Annotated in this window: 25 protein-coding genes and 1 tRNA gene; 7 read left to right on the forward strand and 19 right to left on the reverse strand. The window is 36.0% G+C overall.

All coding sequences use genetic code 11. From position 1 onward, the window contains the following. Position 1: 1 nt before the first annotated feature. From N2Z58_02735 to N2Z58_02790, 12 genes are read right to left on the reverse strand one after another with little or no spacing between them, the layout of a single operon-like run. The gene (locus N2Z58_02735; GenBank protein ID MCX7653580.1) at positions 2 to 427 is read right to left on the reverse strand and encodes a hypothetical protein; all 426 of its coding nucleotides are present in this window, start codon (positions 425 to 427) and stop codon (positions 2 to 4) included. Positions 428 to 443: 16 nt separating this feature from the next. Continuing rightward, complete coding sequence (locus N2Z58_02740; GenBank protein ID MCX7653581.1) at positions 444 to 986, reverse strand: hypothetical protein; 543 nt, start codon at positions 984 to 986, stop codon at positions 444 to 446. Between the two features lie 7 nt (positions 987 to 993). Continuing rightward, on the reverse strand, positions 994 to 2,211 hold the full coding sequence (locus N2Z58_02745; GenBank protein ID MCX7653582.1) for a S41 family peptidase: 1,218 nt from the start codon (positions 2,209 to 2,211) through the stop codon (positions 994 to 996). Between the two features lie 46 nt (positions 2,212 to 2,257). Further along, positions 2,258 to 3,136: a tRNA (adenine-N1)-methyltransferase gene (locus N2Z58_02750; GenBank protein MCX7653583.1), complete on the reverse strand. Its 879-nt coding sequence runs from the start codon at positions 3,134 to 3,136 to the stop codon at positions 2,258 to 2,260. A 2-nt stretch (positions 3,137 to 3,138) separates the two neighbouring features. Further along, positions 3,139 to 4,386 carry a hypothetical protein gene (locus N2Z58_02755; protein ID MCX7653584.1) on the reverse strand — a complete coding sequence of 416 codons (1,248 nt, stop codon included), beginning with the start codon at positions 4,384 to 4,386 and terminating at the stop codon, positions 3,139 to 3,141. Continuing rightward, positions 4,383 to 4,901, reverse strand: a complete 519-nt coding sequence (gene amrA, locus N2Z58_02760; GenBank protein MCX7653585.1) for an AmmeMemoRadiSam system protein A — start codon at positions 4,899 to 4,901, stop codon at positions 4,383 to 4,385. The genes N2Z58_02755 and amrA overlap by 4 nt, the downstream gene beginning before the upstream one ends. A gap of 46 nt (positions 4,902 to 4,947) precedes the next feature. Next, a complete protein-coding gene (locus N2Z58_02765) occupies positions 4,948 to 5,502 on the reverse strand; it encodes a DUF6115 domain-containing protein (protein ID MCX7653586.1) in 555 nt (184 codons plus the stop codon). Then, on the reverse strand, positions 5,503 to 6,081 hold the full coding sequence (locus tag N2Z58_02770) for a DUF4897 domain-containing protein (protein MCX7653587.1): 579 nt from the start codon (positions 6,079 to 6,081) through the stop codon (positions 5,503 to 5,505). A gap of 1 nt (position 6,082) precedes the next feature. Further along, entirely contained in the window at positions 6,083 to 7,597 is a 1,515-nt protein-coding gene (locus tag N2Z58_02775; GenBank protein MCX7653588.1) for a TrkH family potassium uptake protein, read from the reverse strand. Positions 7,598 to 7,627: 30 nt separating this feature from the next. Next, a complete protein-coding gene (locus N2Z58_02780) occupies positions 7,628 to 8,287 on the reverse strand; it encodes a TrkA family potassium uptake protein (protein MCX7653589.1) in 660 nt (219 codons plus the stop codon). Beyond that, a complete protein-coding gene (locus tag N2Z58_02785; protein MCX7653590.1) occupies positions 8,284 to 8,745 on the reverse strand; it encodes a TrkA family potassium uptake protein in 462 nt (153 codons plus the stop codon). Before N2Z58_02785 ends, N2Z58_02780 begins: the two co-directional genes overlap by 4 nt. After that, positions 8,732 to 9,364, reverse strand: a complete 633-nt coding sequence (locus N2Z58_02790) for a response regulator (protein MCX7653591.1) — start codon at positions 9,362 to 9,364, stop codon at positions 8,732 to 8,734. The genes N2Z58_02785 and N2Z58_02790 overlap by 14 nt, the downstream gene beginning before the upstream one ends. 135 nt (positions 9,365 to 9,499) lie before the next feature. Between N2Z58_02790 and N2Z58_02795 the strand changes: the two genes are divergently transcribed. After that, positions 9,500 to 12,010, forward strand: a complete 2,511-nt coding sequence (locus N2Z58_02795) for an alpha-amylase family glycosyl hydrolase (GenBank protein ID MCX7653592.1) — start codon at positions 9,500 to 9,502, stop codon at positions 12,008 to 12,010. Positions 12,011 to 12,048: 38 nt separating this feature from the next. Here N2Z58_02795 and N2Z58_02800 read toward each other — a convergent pair whose 3' ends face one another. Continuing rightward, positions 12,049 to 13,665, reverse strand: coding sequence for a Na+/H+ antiporter NhaC family protein (locus N2Z58_02800; protein ID MCX7653593.1), 1,617 nt, complete (start codon positions 13,663 to 13,665; stop codon positions 12,049 to 12,051). A 119-nt stretch (positions 13,666 to 13,784) separates the two neighbouring features. Here N2Z58_02800 and N2Z58_02805 point away from each other — a divergent pair, with 119 nt between their 5' ends. Continuing rightward, complete coding sequence (locus N2Z58_02805) at positions 13,785 to 14,231, forward strand: M15 family metallopeptidase (GenBank protein ID MCX7653594.1); 447 nt, start codon at positions 13,785 to 13,787, stop codon at positions 14,229 to 14,231. 58 nt (positions 14,232 to 14,289) lie between these two features. Further along, positions 14,290 to 14,769, forward strand: a complete 480-nt coding sequence (locus N2Z58_02810; GenBank protein ID MCX7653595.1) for a ferritin family protein — start codon at positions 14,290 to 14,292, stop codon at positions 14,767 to 14,769. An 86-nt stretch (positions 14,770 to 14,855) separates the two neighbouring features. On the opposite strand, the gene N2Z58_02815 is transcribed toward N2Z58_02810, so the two are convergent. After that, a tRNA-Asn gene (locus N2Z58_02815) sits at positions 14,856 to 14,931 on the reverse strand. Between the two features lie 211 nt (positions 14,932 to 15,142). Between N2Z58_02815 and N2Z58_02820 the strand changes: the two genes are divergently transcribed. Then, complete coding sequence (locus N2Z58_02820) at positions 15,143 to 16,654, forward strand: diguanylate cyclase (protein ID MCX7653596.1); 1,512 nt, start codon at positions 15,143 to 15,145, stop codon at positions 16,652 to 16,654. Positions 16,655 to 16,784: 130 nt separating this feature from the next. Further along, the gene (locus N2Z58_02825; GenBank protein MCX7653597.1) at positions 16,785 to 16,988 is read left to right on the forward strand and encodes an FmdB family transcriptional regulator; all 204 of its coding nucleotides are present in this window, start codon (positions 16,785 to 16,787) and stop codon (positions 16,986 to 16,988) included. Positions 16,989 to 17,034: 46 nt separating this feature from the next. Here the strand turns inward: N2Z58_02825 and N2Z58_02830 are convergent, their stop codons facing one another. Continuing rightward, the gene (locus N2Z58_02830) at positions 17,035 to 17,235 is read right to left on the reverse strand and encodes a cold-shock protein (GenBank protein MCX7653598.1); all 201 of its coding nucleotides are present in this window, start codon (positions 17,233 to 17,235) and stop codon (positions 17,035 to 17,037) included. A 186-nt stretch (positions 17,236 to 17,421) separates the two neighbouring features. Here N2Z58_02830 and N2Z58_02835 point away from each other — a divergent pair, with 186 nt between their 5' ends. Both N2Z58_02835 and N2Z58_02840 read left to right on the forward strand, forming a co-directional pair. Beyond that, positions 17,422 to 19,419: a putative glycoside hydrolase gene (locus N2Z58_02835; protein MCX7653599.1), complete on the forward strand. Its 1,998-nt coding sequence runs from the start codon at positions 17,422 to 17,424 to the stop codon at positions 19,417 to 19,419. A gap of 33 nt (positions 19,420 to 19,452) precedes the next feature. After that, a complete protein-coding gene (locus tag N2Z58_02840; GenBank protein MCX7653600.1) occupies positions 19,453 to 20,013 on the forward strand; it encodes a LemA family protein in 561 nt (186 codons plus the stop codon). Positions 20,014 to 20,057: 44 nt separating this feature from the next. Here the strand turns inward: N2Z58_02840 and N2Z58_02845 are convergent, their stop codons facing one another. The 4 genes from N2Z58_02845 to chvE all read right to left on the reverse strand — a co-directional run bounded on the left by N2Z58_02845 (position 20,058) and on the right by chvE (position 25,123). Beyond that, positions 20,058 to 21,167, reverse strand: coding sequence for an ROK family transcriptional regulator (locus tag N2Z58_02845; protein ID MCX7653601.1), 1,110 nt, complete (start codon positions 21,165 to 21,167; stop codon positions 20,058 to 20,060). Positions 21,168 to 21,194: 27 nt separating this feature from the next. Continuing rightward, on the reverse strand, positions 21,195 to 22,367 hold the full coding sequence (gene gguB, locus N2Z58_02850; protein ID MCX7653602.1) for a sugar ABC transporter permease: 1,173 nt from the start codon (positions 22,365 to 22,367) through the stop codon (positions 21,195 to 21,197). Positions 22,368 to 22,407: 40 nt separating this feature from the next. Next, positions 22,408 to 23,931 (reverse strand): sugar ABC transporter ATP-binding protein, encoded by a 1,524-nt coding sequence (gguA, locus tag N2Z58_02855; protein ID MCX7653603.1) that lies wholly within the window; start codon positions 23,929 to 23,931, stop codon positions 22,408 to 22,410. Between the two features lie 112 nt (positions 23,932 to 24,043). Further along, complete coding sequence (chvE, locus tag N2Z58_02860; protein ID MCX7653604.1) at positions 24,044 to 25,123, reverse strand: sugar ABC transporter substrate-binding protein; 1,080 nt, start codon at positions 25,121 to 25,123, stop codon at positions 24,044 to 24,046. Between the last annotated feature and the right edge of the window lie 132 nt (positions 25,124 to 25,255).

Below are 25,255 nucleotides of genomic sequence, written 5' to 3' on the forward strand. Positions count from 1 at the left end.
TTTAGACAACCCTCCATATCAGAAATATTATCAACATTAAGCCGTTGAATATAATTATCGGAAATCTTTTTGAAAAACGTGGTTTTATAAAATTCGAAAGTATATAACATACGACGAAAGAGTAGTGAAAAGAATAACCATGCCAACCAATGCGAAATGCAATCGCAGGTGCAAAAGAATATACTATGAGCCTCTGAACTTCTTTGAAAACATCCTTAGCTTCTAAGAATATACTTGAGAAAAATACAAGCGTCGGAACGTACAGTATGAAAAAATTGAAAATTAAACTGTCAACCATAAAAACATTAAGGTGTAATCTTGCGGCTGACCATGTGTAAAGTATCACTAAAAATAAGAGCGCAAAAACAGACTTAATCATCTCTGGATAAGCTTTTTTACTCAGTCTAAGACACTCCCTCCAGTACAATTATACCTATCTATCTTTATTTATTATCATTTATTATCTCCACTTTATATTTTTCCGCAATGAGTTTTATCAAATTCTCGTCTGACTTCATGGTTGAAAATGACAAAGTTCGTCCATTTAAAGCATAATATAGCGCTTCACCAAAAGTAAAACGCGAATCCTTTGAATAATAAATGGAAGGATACCATGTAAAACTTATGTGTTTTATTTTAAATGTCACTTCTTCAATTCCAATACCCCACCAATATCGCCACACTTTCTTTATTACTTGCTTTCGTGCCCTTACATCTTGCACCTGAAAGATAATATCTTCCAATTCTTTCATATTTTTGATTTTGGTAGGTATACGTTTGTTATATTCTAAGAAAAATAACTGCTTGTTGATTTCGTTAGCTTTTTGTTTTATAAAGCGCTGATAAGGATTTCTAACAGAAAGAAAGGGAGAAGGTAAGACCTCCTCCTGTGTTATTTCTCTTTTTTGTGAGATGAGCACCAAAAAAAGTATTAAAAGTATTATTGATAACAAAAAGAAAAATACAGCGTAAAATTCAATCTTCATAAGATCTTTATTTCTTTTGGTTCTTAGTTATGTTTTCGAGCGCAGCTTTGATTACAGGATCGTTTGTGTCTACTTCCATTTCCGTTAGAGTGTAAGCTTTAGCTTCTACTTTCCTTGACGTATTCGTAGATTCTTGAACAGGTATGTTAGGCTCTATTCCTACTTTGTGTATATCTTTACCTAACGGCGTGAGATAGTGAGCAATTGTAAGAAATACCGTTCCACCATTACTCAATGGGAATCCCCTCTGAACAGAACCTTTACCAAAGGTCCTTTGTCCAACAAGAATCGCTCTATTATTGTCCTTAAGTGCAGCAGCCACAATTTCCGAAGCTGAAGCAGAACCATTGTTAACAAGAACTGCTATTGGCACCTTTGGATAGTTGTTTCCTTGACTTACGTATCTATCAGTGATTTTACCATTTCTGTCTTTTACCGATACTATTATCTTTCCAGCATCAAGGAAATAATTTGCTACTTGGATTGCTACGTCGAGTAATCCTCCAGGATTGTTACGCAGATCTAAGATGAGAGCTTCTATTTGTTGATCGTAAAGTCTTTTCAAAGCCTTTTGTAATTCACCCGGCACCGGTTCATTGAATTTTGTTAGTAATATGTATCCTACTTTCCTACCATTGTAATTTGTGACGCCGGTTTTGACAGGTATTATTTGTATAATTTCTCTGATTATTTTTACCTCTATGATATCTTTTCCTCTTTTTATAGTAAGTTTAACTTCTGTACCTGGTTTACCTCTCATCTTGTTAACAGCTTCCATATACTCCATTTCACTAACAGGTTGATCGTTTATACCTATAATCAAGTCACCAGGTTGCAATCCAGCACGCCATGCTGGTGTACCGTACATAGGACTGATCACTTTCACAGCTTTATTGTCACTGTCGTAAGTAACCTCTATTCCCAAACCTCCGTACTGTCCTTCCATCTCTATCTGTTGCTCAGTCATCTGACTAGCAGGATAATAATAACTGAAATCATCGTTGAGTCCTTTGACCATACCGTCTATTGCAGAATCTATCAACTTGTCAAAGTTGACTTTGTTTATTTCATAATAATGAGCGTTAATCCGGTACAATGTTTCATAGAGTGGTGATAAATAATTCAGAAGTTGTGTATCACTTGCTCCCGACAAAATCATACTTGAGGTTACAACAATAATAGCCACGAAAATGTAGGATAAAATACCTTTAACTACATCTTTCATACTTTCACCTCACCTTATTTATTAGCTAACCACTTATTTTGATCTTCTATTTGATTTTTTGTTCAGTATTTTCGCTACTTTCTGGAGTTTCAACATCTCCAAGAGTGTTAATCTCATCACTTGTGATTTCACCTACTTTTTGACTGATAAGTTTGTTCACTTTTCTGGCAAAAACAAGAAATGTAGTGTGAGCTACCATTCTGTCTACAGGTCTTAACCTATTAGGATAAGGTTTATATTGCCTCATCAGAGATTCCCAAACTTCAATATCTATAAATGGAAATTCATACAATCTCTCGAGCACCATCGAGACCTGGTTCGTTGTTGGGCATATTATTCCGAGCCTTCCACCACCAACAAGTGCTTCCCAACAAATGTGTATGTAATTTTCAGGATCGGGAACATCAAGTAATACAGCATCTACATTTGAATGATCGAACCCTGTGGATATATCTTTCAATTTAATTTCAACACTTTCAATAAGTCCCCATTTTGTCAAATTTTCAACAGCAAGGTTATAAAATTCTTCTCTTCTCTCATAGGCATATACTTTACCAGATGGACCTACTAACCTTGCCATCGCAGCACACATTGCTCCACTTCCAACACCCGTATCTATAACTTTCGTACCCGGCTTGATGTCAAGTTTTAAAAGTATATAACCTGAATCCTTTGGATAGATTATCTGTGTTTTTCTTTTCATTGAGAATATTTCATCTATGTACGTTGGATTAAGTATGTAGTAAGACTTTTTTGTCTTTCCTATTGTTATAATATCTCCAAATTCCTTGCCAATTATCGAATCAAACTCAATTACACCAAGATGCGTCCCTTTTTTCTCACCTTCCTCAATTTTTACGATGAATTTTTTTCCATCTTCCCCATATAGTAATACCCTGTCGCCAGATTTGATCAACTTTTCCACCTCTACTTTCTAGCAACTCTTCCAAGTTCCAAAATCAAGATTGAAAATGTAAATACAGAATAAACCAAATTCGCATTCTCCAAACCAGCAAAGTCTATCGAAATACCAAGGGATAGTATGATAATAAACACCAAAAGAAAAAATTTTAATTTCCTTTCTTCAAACATACTTAGTTTCTCATCAAGGGATTCTCTGTATAAAATCAGCCTTTCAGCTCTTGATGGAACGATAAATTCTAAGGTTTTTGGAATTGTAATCCCCCATAAAAATCCAATGATAAACTGGAACAATAAAATCATTCCCATATTTAAAAAGGATTGTAAGAAATACAAAACAGATAAAAACAACGGCACTGGATAAGACTTTTCGGAAAGAATTTTAACTCTATTTGAACAAATGTACAAACAGTATGCTAAACCAACTGCAAGTGAAAAGACAAGTTGAGCGATCACAGTATTTTTGAAAGAATAAGAGCTTAGATATTCTACTGTAAATATTTCATGCGAGAAAATAATGCCAAAGATAATCATATTAACTAAATCTTTCTTTTGTAAATCACTGAACATAAATAAATTTTTAAGATTAAACCTGTATTCACCTAATTCTGTTTTAGACAGTTTTGTTTTGTATTTCCTATCTTCTATTATAAAAAACGAAACACAAAGAGCAGAAAGCAAAAATACAAAACCGGAAACAGGTGTCTGTATACCATGAACCACATCTTCAGAATTCAGCATATATACATAGCTAACGATAACACCTATGAATCCCCATAAAAAAACGTGAAATGGTATCAAGAATTTAGTTTGGTAAGTAATTTTATCTTTCACCAACCCAAAGAATGCAATAGAGTAGAGTAGTAAGGAAAAATTAAACAAAATAGCTAAACTCAAAATATTTTTCGTTGAGGCATCTGGATTTTTTTGTATAAAAGCAACTAAGAAAGCTGTAGTAACCGCGAATGAGAGAATGTAAGGAGTTCTTCTTCCGATTGCCGTGCGTGTTATATCGAAAAGATACCCAAAAAACGGTCCAAGTATGGTAAACATCACCAGCTCTGAAAAGATAGATATGTTCAACAGTGTTGATGATACACGATTTTCAACAAGTAACCTTGGAACTGCAAGTGAATACACTGAAAGCATAAAACTTACTCCGAATGAACCAAACGATAAAAGCACGATATCTTTGATTTGAATAGCTGAAAATTTTTTGACTTTTTCACGTCTTTGGAATTGCACATTGATCACCTGTACCTTTCAACAGTGAACTTGAAAATTTCGAATTCGTCATCAAATATCCCTGCTTTTAACTTTGCTATTCTTATTTGTTCTTCCACAGTATCAACACCTTCAATGTCTGGTAACAATAAACCCCTCCGCCAACCTTTTTGGATGATAATACCGTACTTTTTTGGATCAAGCTCGCCAATACTTTTTACCGCTTCGTAAGGACTTAACACGTCAACATTTACAATAATGTTTGGTAATTCCTCGGGATGAACAGGAGAAAATCTTGGATCTCGTGTTGCAGCTGCTATTGCGTTGTCTCTTATTTCGTAAGCCAAATTTTCTCTCACCGGCAAAAACGTTCCTATACAGCCACGCAAAGACCCATCGATGTTGTGTAAAGTGACAAATACTCCTGCCCTTTTTTCAAAAAGTTCCTTTGGAAGGTCAGAATGCGGCTCTAATATTTTATGGAACTTTACGTAGTTTTCAATAACCTCTATTGCCCATCTCACGTAAGGGTGTTCACCTATCATACGTGTACACCTCCTGCAAAGATAACAAATATCAAAATTTGGCTTTTTAATGCTGTCTTTTCATCAGATCGATTATTAGTTGTACCTCTCCTACGCCCATTTTCAAGGTTTTCGCAATATCGACCGGTTCCATACCATTAACATACATCTCGAATATCTTCTTTTCGATACCATTTTCATCGTTAGATTCGTAGGTTTTCGACATATCAGAAGTCGAATCGACCGTTGAATTCTTCTCATTTATAATCATAAAATCATTCGTATTATTTTCTTTCAAGTCAAAAGATCCGCTAACAGGGGTAAAGATACTCGATTCAGTTTTCTGTTCTATACTTTTAATTTCAAACGTCGAAAGGGCAATGTAATGTTCGTTGAGTTCTTTGATCAATTTTCTAACTTCTTCCATTTTTTTATCTAACTGTTCAATTTTTGAGTCAACAAACACCCTAACTTTTCCCATTAACTCAACAAGTCGTTCTTCTTCCTCATCAATCTGTGTTCTTTCGTTTTTATGAGATAGATTTTGTAATATGTAGAGCGCCCATAACAACGTTAAGGAACCTATTGTGGAGAAAAGGACAAGCCAATGCAATATATTCATTTATCTTTCTCCCCTTTTATAACTAACTTTCGGAAAATACTGAATGTCTTTACCTGACCAGATTACCAAATTTTTATTGTGAGAAGTTGGTGTTGGTTCGATGTGTTCTAAAACCGCATCAGTAGGAATACGAAATCTCAGATTAGAATTATTAACTGGATTCATCTGTATGTTTCCCATACTTATCGTGTAAATTCCATTCTTTTGTTCAACAAGTCCTTTCAAAGTAACTTGTTCTGTTATCTCTAAAATTCCTTCTCTTTCTCTCCATCGAAAGCTGATGTCAACTACCGATATACTTCTTCCAATTTCTTTTGATATTTGAGAAAAGTATCTCTCAAAAGTTTGCTTTGATGTTTCTTGGTAAGTCTTTATGTATTCGTTCTTCTTATTCTCGTTTTTGAACCTCAGACCACTTATTGTAGTTATGGTCGCCATATCAGAATATCCTGCATAAACGTCTGAGTCATAAAAAACAACTTCAAAGTTTGGTCTGCGTGTCATAAGTGTAACTATATCTACCAGCAAGAAAAATACAACCACAAAAATCAAAATATAAATCATGGTTCTATTTGTCAAGTTAATTCAGCTCCTCCCTGGTCAACCTTTTAGATTTCTTCAAAGTCCAGGATTTGAGTTTATTTCTGAGGTCATCAAAAACCCTTGAAAATGCGTATATTATGATTAAAAATTCAAAACGTCCAGTAAACATTCCGAGTGTGAGTGTCCACATAGCACTTAAAGGCATATCAGGCGACGTAACACCACTTGACAAACCAACACCATCCATCGCTGATGCAAACTCAAACATAGATCTTTGCAAATCGTATCCATGCAAAGTGAGAATGAAAGAACCAATTATGAACGAAAGTATGTACAAAAACAAAATAAGTAAAGCTTCTTTTATATTCTCCGAGGTAAGTACTAACTGTTGCTCACCTTTGTACAAAACATGAGTTTTCACTCTGCTTTTTGGTAACAAAAATCCTTTCACAGATTCACTGAGTGTGTTGAGTATTATCCATATACGGAATTGTTTCACTCCGCCCGATGTTGAATCCATTTGACCACCAGCAATCATCAAAACTATTAAAGAAAGCATCAGTGGTGAAAAACTCAGCCACTTTTTTTCGTTGAGCGGAAGTGTTTGAAAACCTGTACCTGATATTGCTGATGTTATTTGAAAAAGCGAATACCTTAACCCACTTAGGAAATCTTTGAAATACTTCCCCACACCATTAAAAGCCACAACAGTGCTGAAAATCGCTATCGAGGATGTCATTAACCATGGTTCACCATTTTTGAGCACACTTTTCCAATTGCCTTTCCAAAACGCATAATGAATTGCAAAGCCTGTCGCTCCAAGGTACATAAGGACAATGATTATTATCTCAATAGCAAGACTGTTAAATTCACCTATACTCCCATTTCTGGTTGAAAAACCCCCCGTTGCAAGCGCGGTCATTGTGTGATTAAGTGCTTCAAACCAATTCATACCAGCTAAGGTTAGAGCAAGTGTTCCAAACGCAGTGTAAGCCAGATAAATCTGGAGTATAATTTGTGTTGAACGTCTAAGATTTGGTACCAAATTGTCGGCACGTCCCTCTGCTTTGTAAAATCCAACACCCTTGGGTCCTATAACCATTGAAAGCATCAAAAGTGCAAATCCAGCACCACCAATATACTGAGTTAAGGAACGCCAAAACAATACTAATTTGGATACTTTTGTCACATCAGTGTACATCGTTAGACCAGTCGTTGTTAGCCCACTTACTGATTCAAAGACTGCTTGGGAAAAATTTAAACGTCCTTCGACCATGTGTGGTATTGCAGATAACAGGGCAACCATAATCCACGTAAAAATAGTTAGTAAGGCACCATCTTTGTAATTTATTGTACCCACGTCTTCTATTTTAACTAAGTAACCAATTAAATATATGGAAAGTGAAATTGTTGCTGTTAATATGAACCCATATATGTGTTTCAGCTCCTCGGGGTAGAAAACACAAAAAATTATAGGAAATAAAGCTATGAATGAATACTGGATCATTATTATAGAAAAGGCTTTGAAAATCTTGATGTATCTATTGTACAATTTTCTCTCACCCCACAAACGTTAATTGAGTTACAAACTAAACATTTCTATCGCTTCTTCTTTCTTATCATCGTTGCACACAATTATCAATTTATCCCCAGGTTCAATTACCGTTTCTCCACGCGGAATAACAAACCTATCTCCTCTAACTATTCCAACAACCATAATTCCTTCGGGAATACTCAACTCACGAATATTCTTTCGAGCAATTTTAGAATCCCAATCCACATCTATACGTAATATAGATGCACCTTTTGTATTAGCTTCATCTTCTAAAGCAGTTATCACTTCGTTTTCGAAAAGCAGAGGTTCAATATTACTCATTATAAGATCCGTAACTTTAAGTGTCCTTATTCCGAATCTTTCAAATAAATCCTCGTTTTCTGAGTTGTTCAATAAAGTAACAACATTTTTTACATTATAATATTCCTGTACCAGCCTTGCTATGAAGAAATTCTTTCTGTCTCGTTCGGTCAGTAATACAATGATGTCATCTGGTTCTATTTGAAGTTGATCCAAAACAGACTTATCAGTTCCATCACCGTTTATTATCTCTGCACCAAGTGTTCTTGAGTATTCCTCGCACAGTTCCTTATTTTTATTCACAAAATACACTATATATCCTTGCGCAACAAGTTTCTTGGCAAGAAAATACGGAACACGTTCACCACCAATTATAACAACTTTCATTTCTTATCACCAACCATATAGTCAAGCGAATGTTCTAGCCCTTCAAGTATAGTTCTTTCAAAATTCTCTACCGCAAGATTTATTGGAGATATTATATTAATACCACTTCTTTCGAAAAGTTGAACATTTTCCCTATTGTTTACAAGCGAGATAATACTTGGAATACCGTAAATCTTTGCTCCAACAAGACACACGAAATAATTTGTTGTATCATCCTCCGTTGTTGCGATTAGCATGTCTGCTTTCGACGCCTTTGCCCTTTCCATTGTTTCACGTTCTGTTGCATCACCAACTATTATGAAACCTCCATAATCTTCTGGTAATCTTGAAAGTGAATCTGGGTTTTTATCTATAATAGTGACATTGAATCCTATGTGCGACAGTCTCAATGCAACTTCTAAGCCTATTTTTCCACATCCTATAACTATGACATAAAATTTATAGTTAATCGATTTCAAATTCCTCACCTCTTCTATAGCCTTTTTTGTTAACGTCTAAAGCCATTCCAGCATCTCTATGACGCTGAGCAAGTTCCTTATTCCCTCTTTTTTCAAGTATTTCTGCCATTAGATAATGTGGGACAGGCGAAGAAGGCATTATGGAAAACATATTCCTTACTATTTGTTCAGCCTTGTCAAGATCACCTGGAAAATTAGAGTGAATAAACCCTTCCGCTTCTCTTAAGTATTTTTCAAAGCTATCTTTTCTCAGATCAATCAATCCTTTTATCTTTCTTTTCAACTCATCTTGTGTAAATGGTTTTGCAAGATAATCAACGGGCGCATACCTGCACACCTCTGAAATACTTTCGGCTGTAGCATACGCAGAGATAATAAGTACTGGTGTAAATATTCCCCGGAGTCTTAATCTTTTAATAAAGTCTATTCCTGTAAGCTCGTCATTTTCTCCAAATCTTATATCTGTTGTTATTATATCAAATCTTCTTTTCTCGCAAAGTTGTAACGCTTCTTCTACACTTTCCGCTTCCATAGGTGAACATTCATATGCAGAAGAGATCATCTTTATAAGCAAATTTCTAACATGCCTCTCGTCGTCGACCACCAGTACATCAATCACTGATACCGCCCCCTTCTTTGGAAATTATACCACACCTTTGTAACATTGGTACATGTTAGAGGTATAATTATTGTAGTTTGAAATTTGGATTCCTAAAGAATTGGAATCCACTTAATTCGAAGGGAGGATACCTTGATGCATAGACACAGTAGTAAAACACTGTTGGTTTTCCTGATAGTTATCGTTCAGGCATTTACTGTTTTCGCAGATGTAGCAACCTTTTTAAAAGGCACATGGGCAGATAGAGTGCTTTACATGATAATGATCGATCGATTCAACGATGGAGATCCATCAAACAACAACCAAGCAACTGTAGAATACAACCCGAGAGATGGGGCCAAGTACAGTGGTGGTGATTTGAAAGGAATCATAGACAAAATCAATTATATAAAAGGCTTGGGAGTTGATGGTATATGGATCACACCGCCAGTAGCTAACCAGTGGTGGGATCCCTGGGTAAATTACGGTGGATATCATGGATATTGGGCTCGTGATTTTAAAAAGGTTGATGAGCATTTCGGAAATTTACAAGATTATAAAAATCTTGCGGACATTCTTCATAAAAACAATATGTATCTGATACAAGATATAGTAGTAAATCACGTTGGAAACTATTTCAGATTTAGAAACGGAAAATTTGAATTAAACACTGGAAGTATTCCAACAAGTGCGCCAACACAGTATCCATTCAACCTAAATAACTACAACGATCCTCAACAAAGAGAAAAAGCGATCTATCATTGGACACCAGATATAAGTAACTACAACGATCCTGTCCAAAAGTTGAACTACCAAATGAGTGGATTAGACGATCTGAACACCGAGAATCCTGAAGTTGTTAAGGCACTTAAAGAATCTTATACATATTGGATAAAAGAAGTAGGAGTGGATGGCTTCAGGGTTGATACTGCTATGTACGTTCCAAAAACATTTTTTGATGATTTCTTTAAATCAGCAGATGGTGTTTTCAGTTTGAAAAAAGACTTCATAGCGTTCGGCGAAACCTGGCTTTCTTCAAGGCCATACGAATCCACATCAGACTATGAGATTTCATCTTATTTTGAACATGGATTTAACTCTATGCTTGATTTTACACTAATGGAGGAAATAAGAAGAGTTATAAAAGGTGGACAGCCTACAGATTACCTTGCTTACCGACTTGAATTAAGAAACAACATCCTTAAGAAGGGACTACTTGTAACATTCATAGACAACCACGATATGGAACGATTCGGAAAAGGTGTGACACCGAATATAACAAAACAAGCGCTTGGTTTGTTACTTACTCTACCTGGCCTCCCTGTAATATACTATGGTACAGAACAATACTTTGAAGAAACAAGAGCTTCCATGTTCAAAAATGGCTGGGGCTCTATGGGTCAAGATCATTTCAATGTTGAAAGTGATATGTACAAATTCATAAAGGAAGCTATAGAATTTAGAAAATCGCACCCAGCAACTCGGTACGGTGAAGTTAAGGTTTTGCTTTCTGAAAAACGTGGTGCTGGTCTTCTTGTTTACACATTAACATCGGAGCAAGAAGAACTTTTTGTGGTGCTGAATACGTCAAATGAACCGAGAATAACGAATTTCAAATCTCATTATGATCCTGGTACAGTACTTGAACCAATATACAACGCAACAGGGGGTACAAGTACACCAATAGTTGTAAAAGAACAAGGATACATAACATTTAGAATCCCGGGAAGAAGTCTTACCATATTCGCGGTATCAAAGCAAAAAGAAGAAGTATACAAACCTAACGTATATGTAAATATTGGAGTAAAAAGCGGAGAGAAAGTGACAAAACTTTATGAAGTCAAAGGAGAAACCAATGCAAGAACAGTATATCTTTACATTGACAGAAAAGTTGAAAATGAATTGAAAATAGAACCAAAAGATGGAAAGTTCTCATTCGTTATCGATCCGTTCAAACTTGATCCAGGTGAACACACGCTACTTATTAGAGCAGTGGGAAGAAATGTTAAAGATACAATTTACACCGAGGAAATCCTGTTCTACGTAGAACTCGAGAAGAAGCTACTCGCTGAAACAAAAGATGAATTGGACGACGATGTTGGTCCTTTTGGTACATATTTATACCCAACTGATGTAACATTTAAACGTCAGATGGACATCCTTGAAGCCAAAGTTGAAAGTATAGGGAGTACTCTGATAATCTCTGTCAAACCGAGAGATCTTACAAAAAGTTGGGGACCTCCTTTTGGATTCGATCATGTTACGTATCAAATATTCATAGACGATCCAAAAAAGGTAGGTGTGAAATTCCTACCATTACAAAATTATGAGTTTTCTGATTGGGACTGGGACTATGAAATATTTGCAACAGGTTGGTCAAGTGCCATTTACACCGCTCAAGGAGCAAGAAAGGATAAGTTTGGTATTCAAGTTGGTTCTCCAGAAATCTTTGTAGAAGATGGATGGGTGAAGATGATAATTAAAGGTGACTGGATCGGTAATCCGAGCGATTTCGCTGGTTGGACGATATACATCACAAGTTGGGACTACGACGGTATTGAAAGCAAATTTAGACCACTACAACAAGAACCAAAAGCCTACATAATGGGTGGAGGCAATCCCACAGACCCATTGATAATGGACGATTGCTGGCTTGAGATAAAGTGAAAATAAAAGAGCCCCTTCAGGGGCTCTTTTATTTTTGGTTATTCAGATTCTCGTTCTTTCCAAAACCTTGAAACAACTTCGTAGCTTACGAAGAAAACAATTACGGCAGATACCAATCCCCCAATTGGATTATCAAAAATTCCTGCGATGAAATATCCTATTGCGGAAACGATCATTACAAACACTGCGTACGGTATTTGCGTCGTAACATGCTCAAGATGTGGACAAGCGGCACCTGTGGAAGACAGTATTGTAGTATCAGAAATTGGAGAACAATGATCTCCGAATATGGCTCCACCAACCGCAGCACCTATTGAAACTAAAGCAGTATTCATAAGACCTGCTCCTGATTTTTCAGCAAGTGCAACTGCTATGGGCATAGTAATAGGTATCATTATTGAAAATGTTCCCCAACTTGTACCAGTAGAGAACGAGATTGCTGCAGCAATAAGAAAAACAACCACAGGAAGTGCCCAAATTGGGAAGTTACCAGTTGTGACAACGTGGGCTAAAAATTTGGAAAGACCAAGTCCACCGTCTGCAGGAGATGACTTTATAACACTACCTATCGTCCAAGCAAGTGTTAGTATAACAAGTGCAGGTACCATCGATTTTATACCACTAATAATAGCTTCTCCTACCTTTTGAATAGTGAGTAACCCTCTTAACATAAAATAAATTGAGGAGAATACAAGTGTATATATTGAAGCATAAAATAAAGCTTTTGAAGCGTCTGTGTTGTTAAATGCATCTTTTAAACTCATCGACTTTACAGCCTCTCTGAAGTTATGTATATTCTCACCATCGATTGCTCCAAGATAAGTTGTAATAGGAAAAAAGACCACAGCTAATCCAACGAGAACCAATATAGGTAAGACCATATCAATTGCCTTAGCACGCTCTTTTACTACAATCTCTTCCCTTATTTCTCCTGTTGGTTGTCCAAAGCTTTCATCGTACAAACCTAAGCCTTTTATTGCTCTCTTCTCACTTCTCGCCATAGGCCCAAAGTCTTTTCGAAGTGTTGTCTGTAAAACCATTAAAATAGCCAAAATAGCATACAAATTTATTGGTATGAGCATTATAAAAAATGTAAATTCACTCACACCAAGTTTTGAAAAACCATCTGAACCTTTAATAATACTCATTATGGTAACAACCCAACTCGATATAGGAGCTAGAACACTAACAGGTGCAGCCGTTGAATCTAGAATATAAGCAAGTTTTGCTCGAGAAATCTTTTGCTCATCTGTAACAGGTCTCATAACCGTACCTATCGTTAGCGAATTAAAATAATCATCGATGAATATAAAAATTCCAAACAACCAGGTGATCATAAGAGTTCCGACCCTGCTCTTAACCTTAGAAGCCATCCACCTTCCAAAAGCATGTGCCGCACCTGTTGCCTGCATTAGTCCGACAAAGGCACCAAGTAAAGCACAGAAGAGCACAATTCTTATGTTCCAACCATCGTTCAAAGACTTTGCAATGCCATCAGTTGAACTGATCAAGGCTGCGAGAGGATTCCAGTTGTTCACAATAAGATAACCAACAAAGACACCAGTAAAAAGTGAAAAGACAACTTCTTTCGTTATCAAAGCTAAAGCAACCGTCAAAACAGGCGGCAGAAGACTAAGCCAACCATAATGTTCCATCTTACATCCCCTCCTCATTCATTAGAAATATGAACATGAATTCGACACTCAAAACTCTGTAAAAACTTAATCCAATTATACCACACATAGCTGTAGATATATCTTATTGGGGTGAAAAAATGTTAGACAATTTGGAAAAACTACAAAGTGATTTCAAGCAATTGGCTCATAAATTCGTTGAAAGATGTCGCGAAGATGGAATAAAAGTCAAGATTTACAACACATTGAGAACAAAAGAAGAGCAGGAAGCTTTATTCTTGCAAGGAAGAGCTCCTGTCGAGGTAGTAAACACCGCAAGAAAAAAGGTTGGTCTAACACCCATATCGGCTCAAGAAAATAAAATAGTAACTCTGTCGAAAGATTCTCCACATTGTTACGGACTCGCGTTTGACTTTGTCCCTATTGTAAACGGCAAAGTTATTTGGAATGATGACAAACTGTGGGAAAAATGTGGTAAGATCGCTGAAAAGCTTGGTCTTGAATGGGGTGGAAGATGGAAGGATTTTCCTGACAAACCACATGTGCAAATGAAAAACTGGAAAAGGTATGTGAAGAGTATGATATAATAAGAATGCACCCATGCGGTGACAACATATTTGAAATATTCAAAAGGAGGGATATTAGATGACAGGTAAAGATTTGTTAGCGATAGCTATCAAGGTAGAGGGAACCGGCTATTCTTACTATATGAAGTTATCTGAAAAAGTTTCTGGGGAATTAAAAAATCTTTTTCAAGAACTTGCCAATCAAGAAAGAGATCATGCAAAACGCTTTGAAGAAATTATGAAGAAGTACGAAAACGAAAGCAATTTTGCAACATGGCAAAACGAAGAAGTGATGGGTTACGCTGAAACTTACGCTAAGACGTTCATCTTTCCAGAGGTGGAAAAAGAAGACATACCTGAAACACTGCTTGGAGCATTAAGGAAGGCAATTGAAGTTGAAAAAGACTCTATAATATACTATAATGAAATCAAAATGCTTGTTCCAGATCCAAAACCAGTAGAAGAAATAATAAAAGAGGAAAAAGATCATCTAAAAAAATTAAGCGAGAAGCTAAAAAGTGAAGACATATCAATGTATAGTGAAGGTAGCATGATATAAGAAGTTAAAACCACGAACAAAATTTTTCGATTACGGTTGATAAAGTGCAATAAAAAAAGAGCGGCTAAAACCGCTCTTTTTTAACTTGGCTCCGGCGGAGGGACTCGAACCCCCAGCCTAGTGGTTAACAGCCACCCGCTCTACCGGTTGAGCTACGCCGGAACTACACTGATGACCGTTGTTTATTATATCATACGTCGATTTTTTGTCAACCACTTTTTGGAAAAAATACCAAAATCTTTTTGCTAAACAACTTTAATTAAAACTCATTGCTTAAGTATTCTTGATATATTTTAAAACAACCCACCATCCTTTGTCAAGATTATGATATAATTAGTTGGTAACGAGAAAAATAGTTTTTGGGGGAACATTTATGTTAAAAAAACAAGATGTACAACCATCCTTAAAAGTTAGAATAAGGCGTTTGTTCTTGTATTTATTCCTAACATTCCTTGGTATTCTACTCATTTTTATAATTTTGGTAATGAATAACATATCGAAAAGTTTAGAAAATGAGAGTGAGTTGTTTTCTTCTCTTGTGAGTTCTATAGTAGAATCTGACTCTGAGTCAATAAAAACATTGGCACAAGATTATTCACTTTGGGATGATATGTACTACTATGTTCAAAGTCAAAATAAAGAATTTGAAAACAAATATCTGAACATAAACTATCTTCAAAAATTTGGAATAGAATTTGTCGGCGTTTACTCCTTTGAAAAGCCTGTATTTATTTCTTCTGTGAATCACAGTTTAAATTTCTTCTTGGCGAATATGAAAATTGATATTAACAAAGCATCACATTTCTTTGAAATGCCGCCTGGTTCTTCATTTCCTATAGAAATATACGCATACCCCATAGCAAGAACAGTGGATGTTAAGAGAAGTAACCCAATTGGGATATTCGTTGTAGGAAGGTTATTGGACATAGAAGAGATATTAAAGCTCGAAAAGAAAACTGCATCAAAAATAACTTTTGAAACCAAGTATCGAAAAACCAAAAACACCTTTAACGAAACTATCACATTTTCAAAGGCTTTTAAAAACAGTAAAGGTGAAGTAATTGGTTATCTTGTATGTGAAAAAACGTCGCTGGTTTTTAGAAGTGTATTGATAAATGCAATTTTTCTGACTTTGGCATTTTCGACTCTATTCTTGGTGTTTATGCTCATACTTGGACCTTCAATTGCAAAGTCAGTTATTTTACCTCTTCATGATATAGAGTACTCAATTAAAAACAACACACCTGATTCTGTTGAGAAGTATATTTATCAATCAGACGAAGTTGGTGAACTTGCAAGGGCTATAAAACAATATCTTATACAAAGAGAGCAAATAAACGTTTACCTGAAAGAACTTGAGAGCAAGAATGCAAGTTTGAGAGCTCTTAATGAAGAAGTTAGAAGACTTCTTGAAAAAGATGTCCTAACCGGTCTTTTAACAAGATATGTTTTTAATTCACAGATTGAAAGATTATACGTAACAAGCAAAGTCGATCGAATACCCTTGTCCGCAATAGCTATAGACGCCGACAATTTCAAAAAGATCAACGATACGTTTGGTCATGCCATAGGTGACGAGGTACTTAAAAAAATAGGAGAAGTAATATTAAGAAATATCAGGATGAGCGACTTTCCAATTAGAATGGGAGGCGAGGAAATACTGATATTACTTCCAGAAGCCGATATTAATGCAGCATATTCAATTGCAGAGAGAATTCGCAGAAAGGTAGAAGAAGAATTTCAAAATTTACCATATAAAGCGACGATAAGTCTTGGTGTCACGCAACTAAGAGGGGATGATACAATCGAGACTTTTCTGAGAAGAGCTGATGATGCACTCTATATTTCAAAATCTAATGGCAAAAACCGAACAAGCATGTTATGAAATTAACATTATAAAGTGCTGAGAAAGATTAACCTACAAGAAATTTTGAAGTTACTTGAAATAACAACCGTATGTAGTATAATAATTAAATAGAAAGATAAATCTAAACACTCTTTGGGAGGTGAAAAACATGCCAATGTACAGATACACTTGCTCAAAGTGTGGAAACGAAGAAGTTCACCTTCACAACCTAAACGATAACCCATCGATAAGTTGTAGCAAGTGTGGAAATTTGATGAATCGCTCAATTGGCAGAGTTGGCATAGTCTTCAAGGGCAGTGGATTTTACGTAACTGACAATAAGAGTTCTGCAAAGTCAGACTCTAGCGAGTAAAAAATGAAGCCCCCTTTATAAGGGGGCTTATTCTCATCCTGAAAGTTTACTTTATAACCTTGACATTAGCTGCTTGAGGACCCTTCTGACCGTTTTGAACATCAAACTCTACTTTGTCGCCTTCCTTCAATGTCTTGTAACCCTCAGCTTGAATAGCACTATAATGAACGAAGATGTCTTCTCCATCTTCTTTCGTAATAAAGCCATAGCCTTTCTTTGCATCAAACCACTTAACTGTACCTTTCATGTAACAACGCCTCCTAAAATCTCAATTTCTGACCGCTATTTATAGCGGTTGATTCATTATACACCCTTTGGAATAAAAAGTCAATAAGTATTTTAAATTTCTTGTTGGCTTCACGAAAAAAGAGTATAGTGGTATAATATCTACGCAAATTTAAAAAATAAAACTTAGAATGGAGGGATTTTGAGGATGGCTCGTGGGGAAAAATTGAACAAAAAGAAAGAACAAAAGCAGTACGCATTCTTAAACAAAATCTACAAATTGAGCCAGCAGGGTAAGTTAACTTGGAAACGTATGAATTCTGAAAAATTTGGTAAACTAGCTTTAAAGATGTTTCTGATATCCGTAATTATAAGTGTCTCTTTATTTACCTATATTTTCTTCATTTCATGGTCAGAGAAAGCATTTGCAAAAAAGAGTCTCGATTTATTAAAACAGCAGACTGTTTCAGAAAAGACCGTTGAAGCAACACCAACCACAGAGGAAGCCACAAAGACGTTGGCAGTTGTCCAAGAGCCTCAAAAAGAATCATCCAGTACAAATCAAGAATACTTAGAGATTTTAGACAGCGAGATGGAACACTTAGGTACCCATGTTAATGCTACCAATACTCCAACCCCTTTAAGTTATGAAACTCCAAAAACAAGTGTAAAAGATAAAACCCAGAAAGAATCAGCAATTAACTCAAGAGATTCACAACAGTCGCTAAATAGCAGCGATAACACAGATACTACATTAAAAAATCCTGAACCGGCAAAAAGTCCTAAACCAGCTTCTGAAGAGCCAATTAAAACTTCTGAAAATCTAATTTTAATAACCCAAGAACCTACATTAACAGATCCTGATAAAAGACTTGAAGAGTTATCCCAAAAAACCTCTGAAAAACTAAATCCAAAGATTAACTCGATAGATGAATATGCCTTTGTAAGTACCGGCGGAGTTCTTCTTTTTGATTCCTTAGAGACAAGAAATGTTGTCGGAAAAGTTAGATATGGTACATTTGTCAAAATTGTTGAAGAAAAAGAACTCGAAGGAGAAAAATACTCTTACGTAATTTACTATGATAAGAAAGATCCTGAAAGTCCAAAGCAAGGTTGGATTAAAAGTTTGCATATTACTCCTGTCGCAAAATACGTGACCTCAAATCCAAAAGATATCTCTTTGCAACCAAGAAAAAAATTTGCAGCTAAGGTTCAAAATGTGCGAGGCATATATCTTTCAAGAGCCACTGCGTCGAATAAAGACAAATTGAAATTTTACGTTGAGTTTCTTAAAAGGAATAATCTAAACGCTTTTGTAATAGATGTTAAAGATGATGATGGAATGATTTTGTTCAAGTCGGATGTAAGTGTTAAATACTCTCCAGATGCAAGTAAGTTTACTGCTTACACAAAACAAGAAATTAGAGAGATATTAAATGATTTAAAAGCTCAGGGTGTGTACCTTATCGCACGAATAGTGTGTTTTAAAGATCCAACTTATGCAAGAACACATATGGACAGGGCCATAGTATTTAAGGACACAGGAGAGCCTTACATGGGGGTGTACAAAGTTCCTTGGGCATCAGCATATGATAGAGAGTTATGGCAGTACAATATAGAAATTGCGAAAGAGGCTATAGAAGTTGGATTTGATGAAATACAGTACGACTATGTAAGATTCCCGGAACTCACAAAAGCTGTGAAAGAGAGAGTTAACTTAAGGCAAAAAGATAATGAAACAATGGCAGAGGCAATTTACAAATTCCTTCTTCGTTCAAAACAAGAATTGGAGCCATATGGAGTACCTCTAACAGCTGATATATTCGGACTTGTTTCTTCGGTTATTGACGACCTTGGGATAGGGCAACATTGGGAAATGATCTCCAGTGTAATTGACTATGTGTGTCCAATGGTTTATCCAAGCCATTATGCAAATGGGTGCTTCAATTTACCCGTTCCAGATGCATATCCCTACGAAACAGTTTACAATTCTGTACTTGATGGTATAGTCAGGAATAAGTATCTCCATTCACCAGCACGCATCAGGCCATGGATACAGTCCTTTACCGCAACTTGGGTAAAAGGGCATATAAAGTACGGTGAAGAGGAAATTAGAAAACAAATAAAAGCACTTGAAGATCTTGGAATAAATGAATACATGTTATGGAATGCATCAAACAATTATATAGAAATGAAATACGATTAATCTGAGCCTAGAACAAACAAGGGGGTGTTCCGGTTGAAAAAATCGACTTTGGTTATTTTAGTAGTTCTGGTAATTGTTTTGATAACTGTTTTTTGGATAATAGGAGCTTACAACAAGATGGTGGAACTCGAACAAAAAGTTCAGGCAAGTTATAGTCAGATACAAAACCAGCTGCAACGTAGAGCTGATCTGATCCCGAATCTTGTTGAAACAGTAAAAGGTTATGCTGCCCAAGAACGCGAAATATTTGAGGCACTTGCAAACGCACGAGCAAAACTTGCAGGAGCACAAACACCTCAAGAACAAGCTACTGCAAACCAAGAGCTTTCTAGTGTGCTTTCACGACTGCTTGTTGTGGTTGAGAATTATCCAACTCTGAAATCTGACGCAAACTTCAGACAACTTATGGATGAATTAGCAGGTACGGAAAACAGAATAGCAGTTGCACGAAAAGATTATAACGATGCTGTGAGAGAGTACAATACTCTTATCAAAAGATTTCCTTACTTTTTCATAGCAGGTAATCGGTTTGTTGAAAAACAATATTTCGAAGCCAAGCCAGAAGCAGAACAAGTACCAAACGTTAAATTCTAACCTTAGGAAAAACAAAGTGGGCAGTTTAAACTGCCCACTTTTATTTATAGCCGCTGAATAGTTTCTGGAATAAAGTATTCTTCTAATACCGCATATAATGCACCGTACAGATAAGTATCATGGGTAAATGTTGATGGCAAAACCTTTAGAATGTTTCTTGAATGTTCAAGTACTTTTTCTTTCAACTTTTTTTCAATATATTTATAAAATTCTTCAACTAAACCGGACAATTCTCCTCCGATTATAAGATACTCCGGATTCAATGCATTTACAATGTTTGTTAATGCCTTCGTCAATAACTCAACGTAGTTTTCTATTCTTTCATCATTAGAATTGTAAAGCTTGTTGAGATGTTTTTTCCAATCTTTGTTGCTTTTTCCAAAAAACGAAGATATAGATACGTATTCTTCAAGACATCCAACATTTCCACAGTGACACTTCAAATTACTGCTTAAATCAAATATCGTGTGCCCAAATTCACCTGCGGTAAACGAAGGCCCTCTAAAAATTTCACCATTTATCCATAAACCTGTTCCAACACCTTCTCTCACTGTTACAAAAACAGAACATTTTGATTTTCTTATTTCTTCATGCTGGAATGCTTCAGCTATCATTCCCAAGTTAGCTTCATTATCAGCGTAAACAACCTTACCCGGAATTTCTATCTTTATATTTTTCCAACCTTTGCTCGGAACAAAGAGTATTGTATCATTATCAGTATCAACCATTCCTGGTATTGAAAATGCCACTACGCTAATATTGTTACAACTTCTTATTATTGAAAGTACATCTCCAATAATTTCCTCAAACTCGTCAGGAGTTTTTGTAGACTCAAGCTTAACCATATTGCCATTTGCCTTTCCTAAGGCATAATTTGTTCTTTCTGCACCTATGTCAATTAGCAAAACGTTCAATATTTCTGGATTAACTTCGAGATTTATAGCCTTTCTTCCGACTCCACTCTGCTCAGACGGACCTGTCTCCAATATAACTTTGTTTTGAACAAGTTGCGAGACGCATCTTGTCACAGTACTTGGTGATAAACCAGTTTGCCTGACTAAATTTACTCTTTCTATAGATTTGTTGTGCATTATGGTTCTTAGTATCAGTGCGTAGTTGTTTTCCTTCATTGTAGAATGGAGAATTTTTTTCAACTCATATTCCTCCCAAAAATCGACTGATTAACTTATTTTACTTCTTGTTTTTATATCAAAGACAACTGCCGCTATCAATACGCCCCCTCTTATTATATATTGCAAAGATATGCCCACACCAAGCAAATTCATACCATTGATCAATGATGCCATAACAAGCGCACCTATCAATGAATTAGTTACCTTACCAACACCGCCTGCAGCGGAAACACCTCCAACATATGCAGCTGCTATTGCGTCAAGCTCGAACAATGTTCCAGCATCGGGTGTTGCGGACTGTAACCTCGATGTATAAAGAATCCCAGAAATCGCCGTCAAAAACCCCATAGAACCAAATACAAACAGAGTAATTTTCTTTACATCTATACCACTCAATCTTGCTGCTTCAGGGTTCCCACCTACCGCATAAATATGCCTTCCAAGAACTGTTTTTGTCGTTAAAATATGGTAAACAAAAGTAACTGCTAAAGTAATAATCAAAGTCCAAGATAAACCATTGTAATTTGCAAGAGTCCAAAACACATACATGATTATTGAGCTAACGAAAACAAGCTTTAGTACAAACATTCTTAGCGAAAGAACTTCGAAATCGTACCTAAGCTTGTTGTTTCTTGTACGAATTTCAGAAAAAATATAAAACACAATTGCAAAAAAGCCTATGATCAGGGTCAAAACATGAACATTTCCGTGTCGGATAATATCAGGTATATATCCGTTTCCTATTGCGTTGAAATTATCGTTCATTACAATTATGGTTCCAGTTGCTTGAGTAAAAAGTAAAAGCGCTCCCCTAAATATCAACATTCCTGCCAACGTTGCAACAAACGCAGGAAGACCAACTTGAGCTACCCAAAAACCATTAACAAGTCCGAATATCGTACCAAGAACGATAACCAAAATTATTGTTGGCACAACCGGAAAACCTTCCCTCAGTAATCGTGCAGCAATAGCGCCGAGAAAACCTGCCATAAACCCAACGGATAAATCTATGTGCCTAATAACTATAACAAGTGTCATTCCAACAGCCAAAACAGCTATATAACCCATTTGATTGAACAAATTGCTGATATTCCTGGAAGAGAAAAACAACCCGTTTGTGAGGATGGTAAATATAAGCATAATAACTCCAAGTGCAATGTACATACCATAGTCACGGATGTTCTTCTTCAAAATACCCCATAACTCCTGAAAAAAGTTCATAGTCTTTCCTCCTTTATAATATTATAATTAAGTCTATAGATTAATAGTCAACTGCCATTGCCATTATTCTTTCTTGAGTTGCTTCTTCTTTACTCAGCTCACCGACAATCCTCCCACCAGACATTACGTAAATTCTGTCACTCATTCCAAGCACTTCTGGAAGTTCTGAAGATATCATGATAATACTCATTCCTTCTTCTTCAACCAATTTATTCATTAATGTATATATCTCATATTTTGCGCCAACATCTATACCCCTTGTTGGTTCATCAAGGATCAAAAGTTTTGGCTTAACAAAAAGCCACTTTGCTATCGCAACTTTTTGTTGGTTTCCGCCACTGAGATTAACCACCTTTTGTTCCACCGTTGGCGTTTTAATTTTGAGTGACTCTTTAAAATTATTAGCAACTACTATTTCTTCATTTTTATCTACAAAAAAACCTTTAACTAACTTCTTTAAACCGGTTATGGTAATGTTTGTCTTAACATCAAAATCAAGTATCAAGCCATTTCCTTTTCTATCCTCTGAAAGGTACGCAAAACCTGCCTTAATAGCCTCCGAAGGATTCGAAAAGCGTCCTTTTTTTCCGTCAAATATCATTTCTCCCTCGACTATGTAATCTTTTGTGTTCCCAAAAAGACTTAAAGCAAATTCTGTTCTACCTGCACCCATGAGACCTGCTATACCAACGATCTCACCTTTTCTTACGTACATACTAGCATCTTTTACAACATATCTGTCAAGTTTTCTGTCAAAAGCTTTCCAGTTTTTCACCTCAAAAATCTTCTCTCCAAATTCTCGTTTCTTCCTTTTTGGATATATATCTTCTATCTCTCTACCAACCATGTATTTAATTATGTTGTTTTCATTAAATTCCTCTTTCTTATCAAGTCGTGCAACCATCTTGCCATCTCTTAATATGGTTATCGAATCAGCTACTTCTACAACCTCTTTTAGTTTGTGAGAGATTAATATGGATGTAATTCCGTGGCTTTTCAAATCTCTTATTATTCTAAGTAAATTCTCGCTATCATCTTCATTCAGTGAAGAAGTTGGTTCGTCAAGGATCAACAATTTGACATTTTTGCTCAATGCTTTGGCTATTTCAACGATTTGTTGATGTCCAACACCAAGATCTTTTACCTTTCTTGAAGTGTCAAGATCTGGCTTTATTTTTTGAAGAACCTCCTTTGCCATCTTTATCGTTTTATTCCAATCGATAAATTTACCACTTCTTATCTCATGACCTAAAAAGATGTTCTCATAAACAGTCAATTCCGGTATAAGTGCAAGTTCCTGATAGATAGTTACTATTCCTATTTTCTCGCTATCGTGGATATGTCGGAATTTCTGGATTTGTCCTTCAAATATAATTTCACCTTTATAATCTCCGTACGGATAAAATCCACTTAAGATTTTCATCAATGTTGACTTTCCTGATCCATTTTCTCCTACTAAACAATGAATTTCCCCACGTTTGACTTTCAAATCCACATTATCAAGAGCTCTAACACCAGGAAATTCCTTTGTAATTCCCCTCATTTCCAAAATGTAATCTTTCATTTCGGCACCACCTTCCTCAAAATTTCCCTTAAATGATTTTCTAATAGTAAGGTGGCGGTTTCTCACGCCACCTTACTATGGATTTTCTTGAAATGTTGAGAGGAGTATTTACTTACCACTTGAAATCCGATTCTTTATAATAGCCAGACTCTATAAGCATTTTTTTAACGTTTTCTTTTGTAACAGTAACTATTTCTGATTGAATAGCTGGAACCTTTTTCTTTCCATTATCATAAGTTGCTGTTGCGGTTGGCTTTTTCCCTTCTAGGAGTTGTTGAGCAAGATTAATGGCATCTCTTGCAAGTACTCTTGTATCTTTGAAGACGGTCATCGACTGTTTACCGTCAATGATATACTGCACGGAAGCCTTTTCTGCATCCTGACCAGTGATAAAATATTCTTTAACAGCTTTATCTGCTCTGAAAGCATCCGCTATAGCTCTTGCTGTGCCATCATTTGGTGCAAGAATATAGACGGTGCCTTTATCCGTTGCCTTCGCTTTTGTAAGATCATCTTCTGCCTTTTTCTTTGCAACGTTGAAATCCCAGTTCGTTGTAACTTGACCAATTATTTTTGCCATTTCGTCTCTTGTAAGTTCTTTCTTGTTTTTGACTTTCTCAGCTTCCGTAGAGTTTATGATTCTAAAAGTACCCTTTGCTATCTCTGGCTGGAGGATTTCCCAAGCTCCTTGGAAGAATAAGAAGGAATTGTTGTCAGAAAGTGCACCTGCGTAAAGATAAAGTGGATTATTCTTTGTACCTGATTTAACTTTGCTAACAAGGAATCTTCCCATCTGTCTTCCAACTTCAACGCTATCGAATGTGACGTAATAGTCAACAGCATCTGTGTTCATAATAAGCCTATCATAAGAAATTACAAACACACCATTTTTCTTTGCAAGTTCTGCGGAAGCTGCTGCTGCAACGGCATCGTGTGGACATATAATGAGTACTTTCATACCTTTTGAAATAAGTGCTTCAACGTTTTGTCTTTCAGTTGCTGGTGAACCTTGACTGTAAAGAATCTCAACTGAATACTTGGTGTTTTTCAAAAGTTCTCTAAACCTTGCTTCATCTTGTAACCATCTTGGTTCAACATTCGTTGGAAGAACAATCCCTACGTCAACTGCAAAGTTCAAAATCGCCGCAAGTATCAAGATAGCGAAAATACTTACAAGTAAAAATCTTTTCATGCTACTCCCTCCCTTTTGTTAGTGTGGACATACTTTTCTACTCATTGCTTAAATATACCACACAGTTCCAGTGAAACTTAAATACAACGAAATCTAAAATATTTCTTTCAGAAAGAAATAAATTGGCAGCTG

The organism is Fervidobacterium sp. (assembly GCA_026419195.1).
Lineage (GTDB): Bacteria > Thermotogota > Thermotogae > Thermotogales > Fervidobacteriaceae > Fervidobacterium.

Bases quoted from the DNA above. Each gene is read 5' to 3' on its own strand.
- N2Z58_02780 (MCX7653589.1), bottom strand. From the start codon at position 8,287: ATGAAAGTTGTTATAATTGGTGGTGAACGTGTTCCGTATTTTCTTGCC.
- N2Z58_02800 (MCX7653593.1), bottom strand. From the start codon at position 13,665: ATGGAACATTATGGTTGGCTTAGTCTTCTGCCGCCTGTTTTGACGGTT.
- N2Z58_02825 (MCX7653597.1), top strand. From the start codon at position 16,785: ATGCCAATGTACAGATACACTTGCTCAAAGTGTGGAAACGAAGAAGTT.
- amrA (MCX7653585.1), bottom strand. From the start codon at position 4,901: ATGATAGGTGAACACCCTTACGTGAGATGGGCAATAGAGGTTATTGAA.
- N2Z58_02820 (MCX7653596.1), top strand. From the start codon at position 15,143: ATGTTAAAAAAACAAGATGTACAACCATCCTTAAAAGTTAGAATAAGG.
- N2Z58_02805 (MCX7653594.1), top strand. From the start codon at position 13,785: ATGTTAGACAATTTGGAAAAACTACAAAGTGATTTCAAGCAATTGGCT.
- N2Z58_02835 (MCX7653599.1), top strand. From the start codon at position 17,422: ATGGCTCGTGGGGAAAAATTGAACAAAAAGAAAGAACAAAAGCAGTAC.
- N2Z58_02795 (MCX7653592.1), top strand. From the start codon at position 9,500: ATGCATAGACACAGTAGTAAAACACTGTTGGTTTTCCTGATAGTTATC.
- N2Z58_02765 (MCX7653586.1), bottom strand. From the start codon at position 5,502: ATGAATATATTGCATTGGCTTGTCCTTTTCTCCACAATAGGTTCCTTA.
- gguA (MCX7653603.1), bottom strand. From the start codon at position 23,931: ATGAAAGATTACATTTTGGAAATGAGGGGAATTACAAAGGAATTTCCT.
- N2Z58_02810 (MCX7653595.1), top strand. From the start codon at position 14,290: ATGACAGGTAAAGATTTGTTAGCGATAGCTATCAAGGTAGAGGGAACC.
- N2Z58_02740 (MCX7653581.1), bottom strand. From the start codon at position 986: ATGAAGATTGAATTTTACGCTGTATTTTTCTTTTTGTTATCAATAATA.
- chvE (MCX7653604.1), bottom strand. From the start codon at position 25,123: ATGAAAAGATTTTTACTTGTAAGTATTTTCGCTATCTTGATACTTGCG.
- N2Z58_02745 (MCX7653582.1), bottom strand. From the start codon at position 2,211: ATGAAAGATGTAGTTAAAGGTATTTTATCCTACATTTTCGTGGCTATT.
- gguB (MCX7653602.1), bottom strand. From the start codon at position 22,367: ATGAACTTTTTTCAGGAGTTATGGGGTATTTTGAAGAAGAACATCCGT.
- N2Z58_02830 (MCX7653598.1), bottom strand. From the start codon at position 17,235: ATGAAAGGTACAGTTAAGTGGTTTGATGCAAAGAAAGGCTATGGCTTT.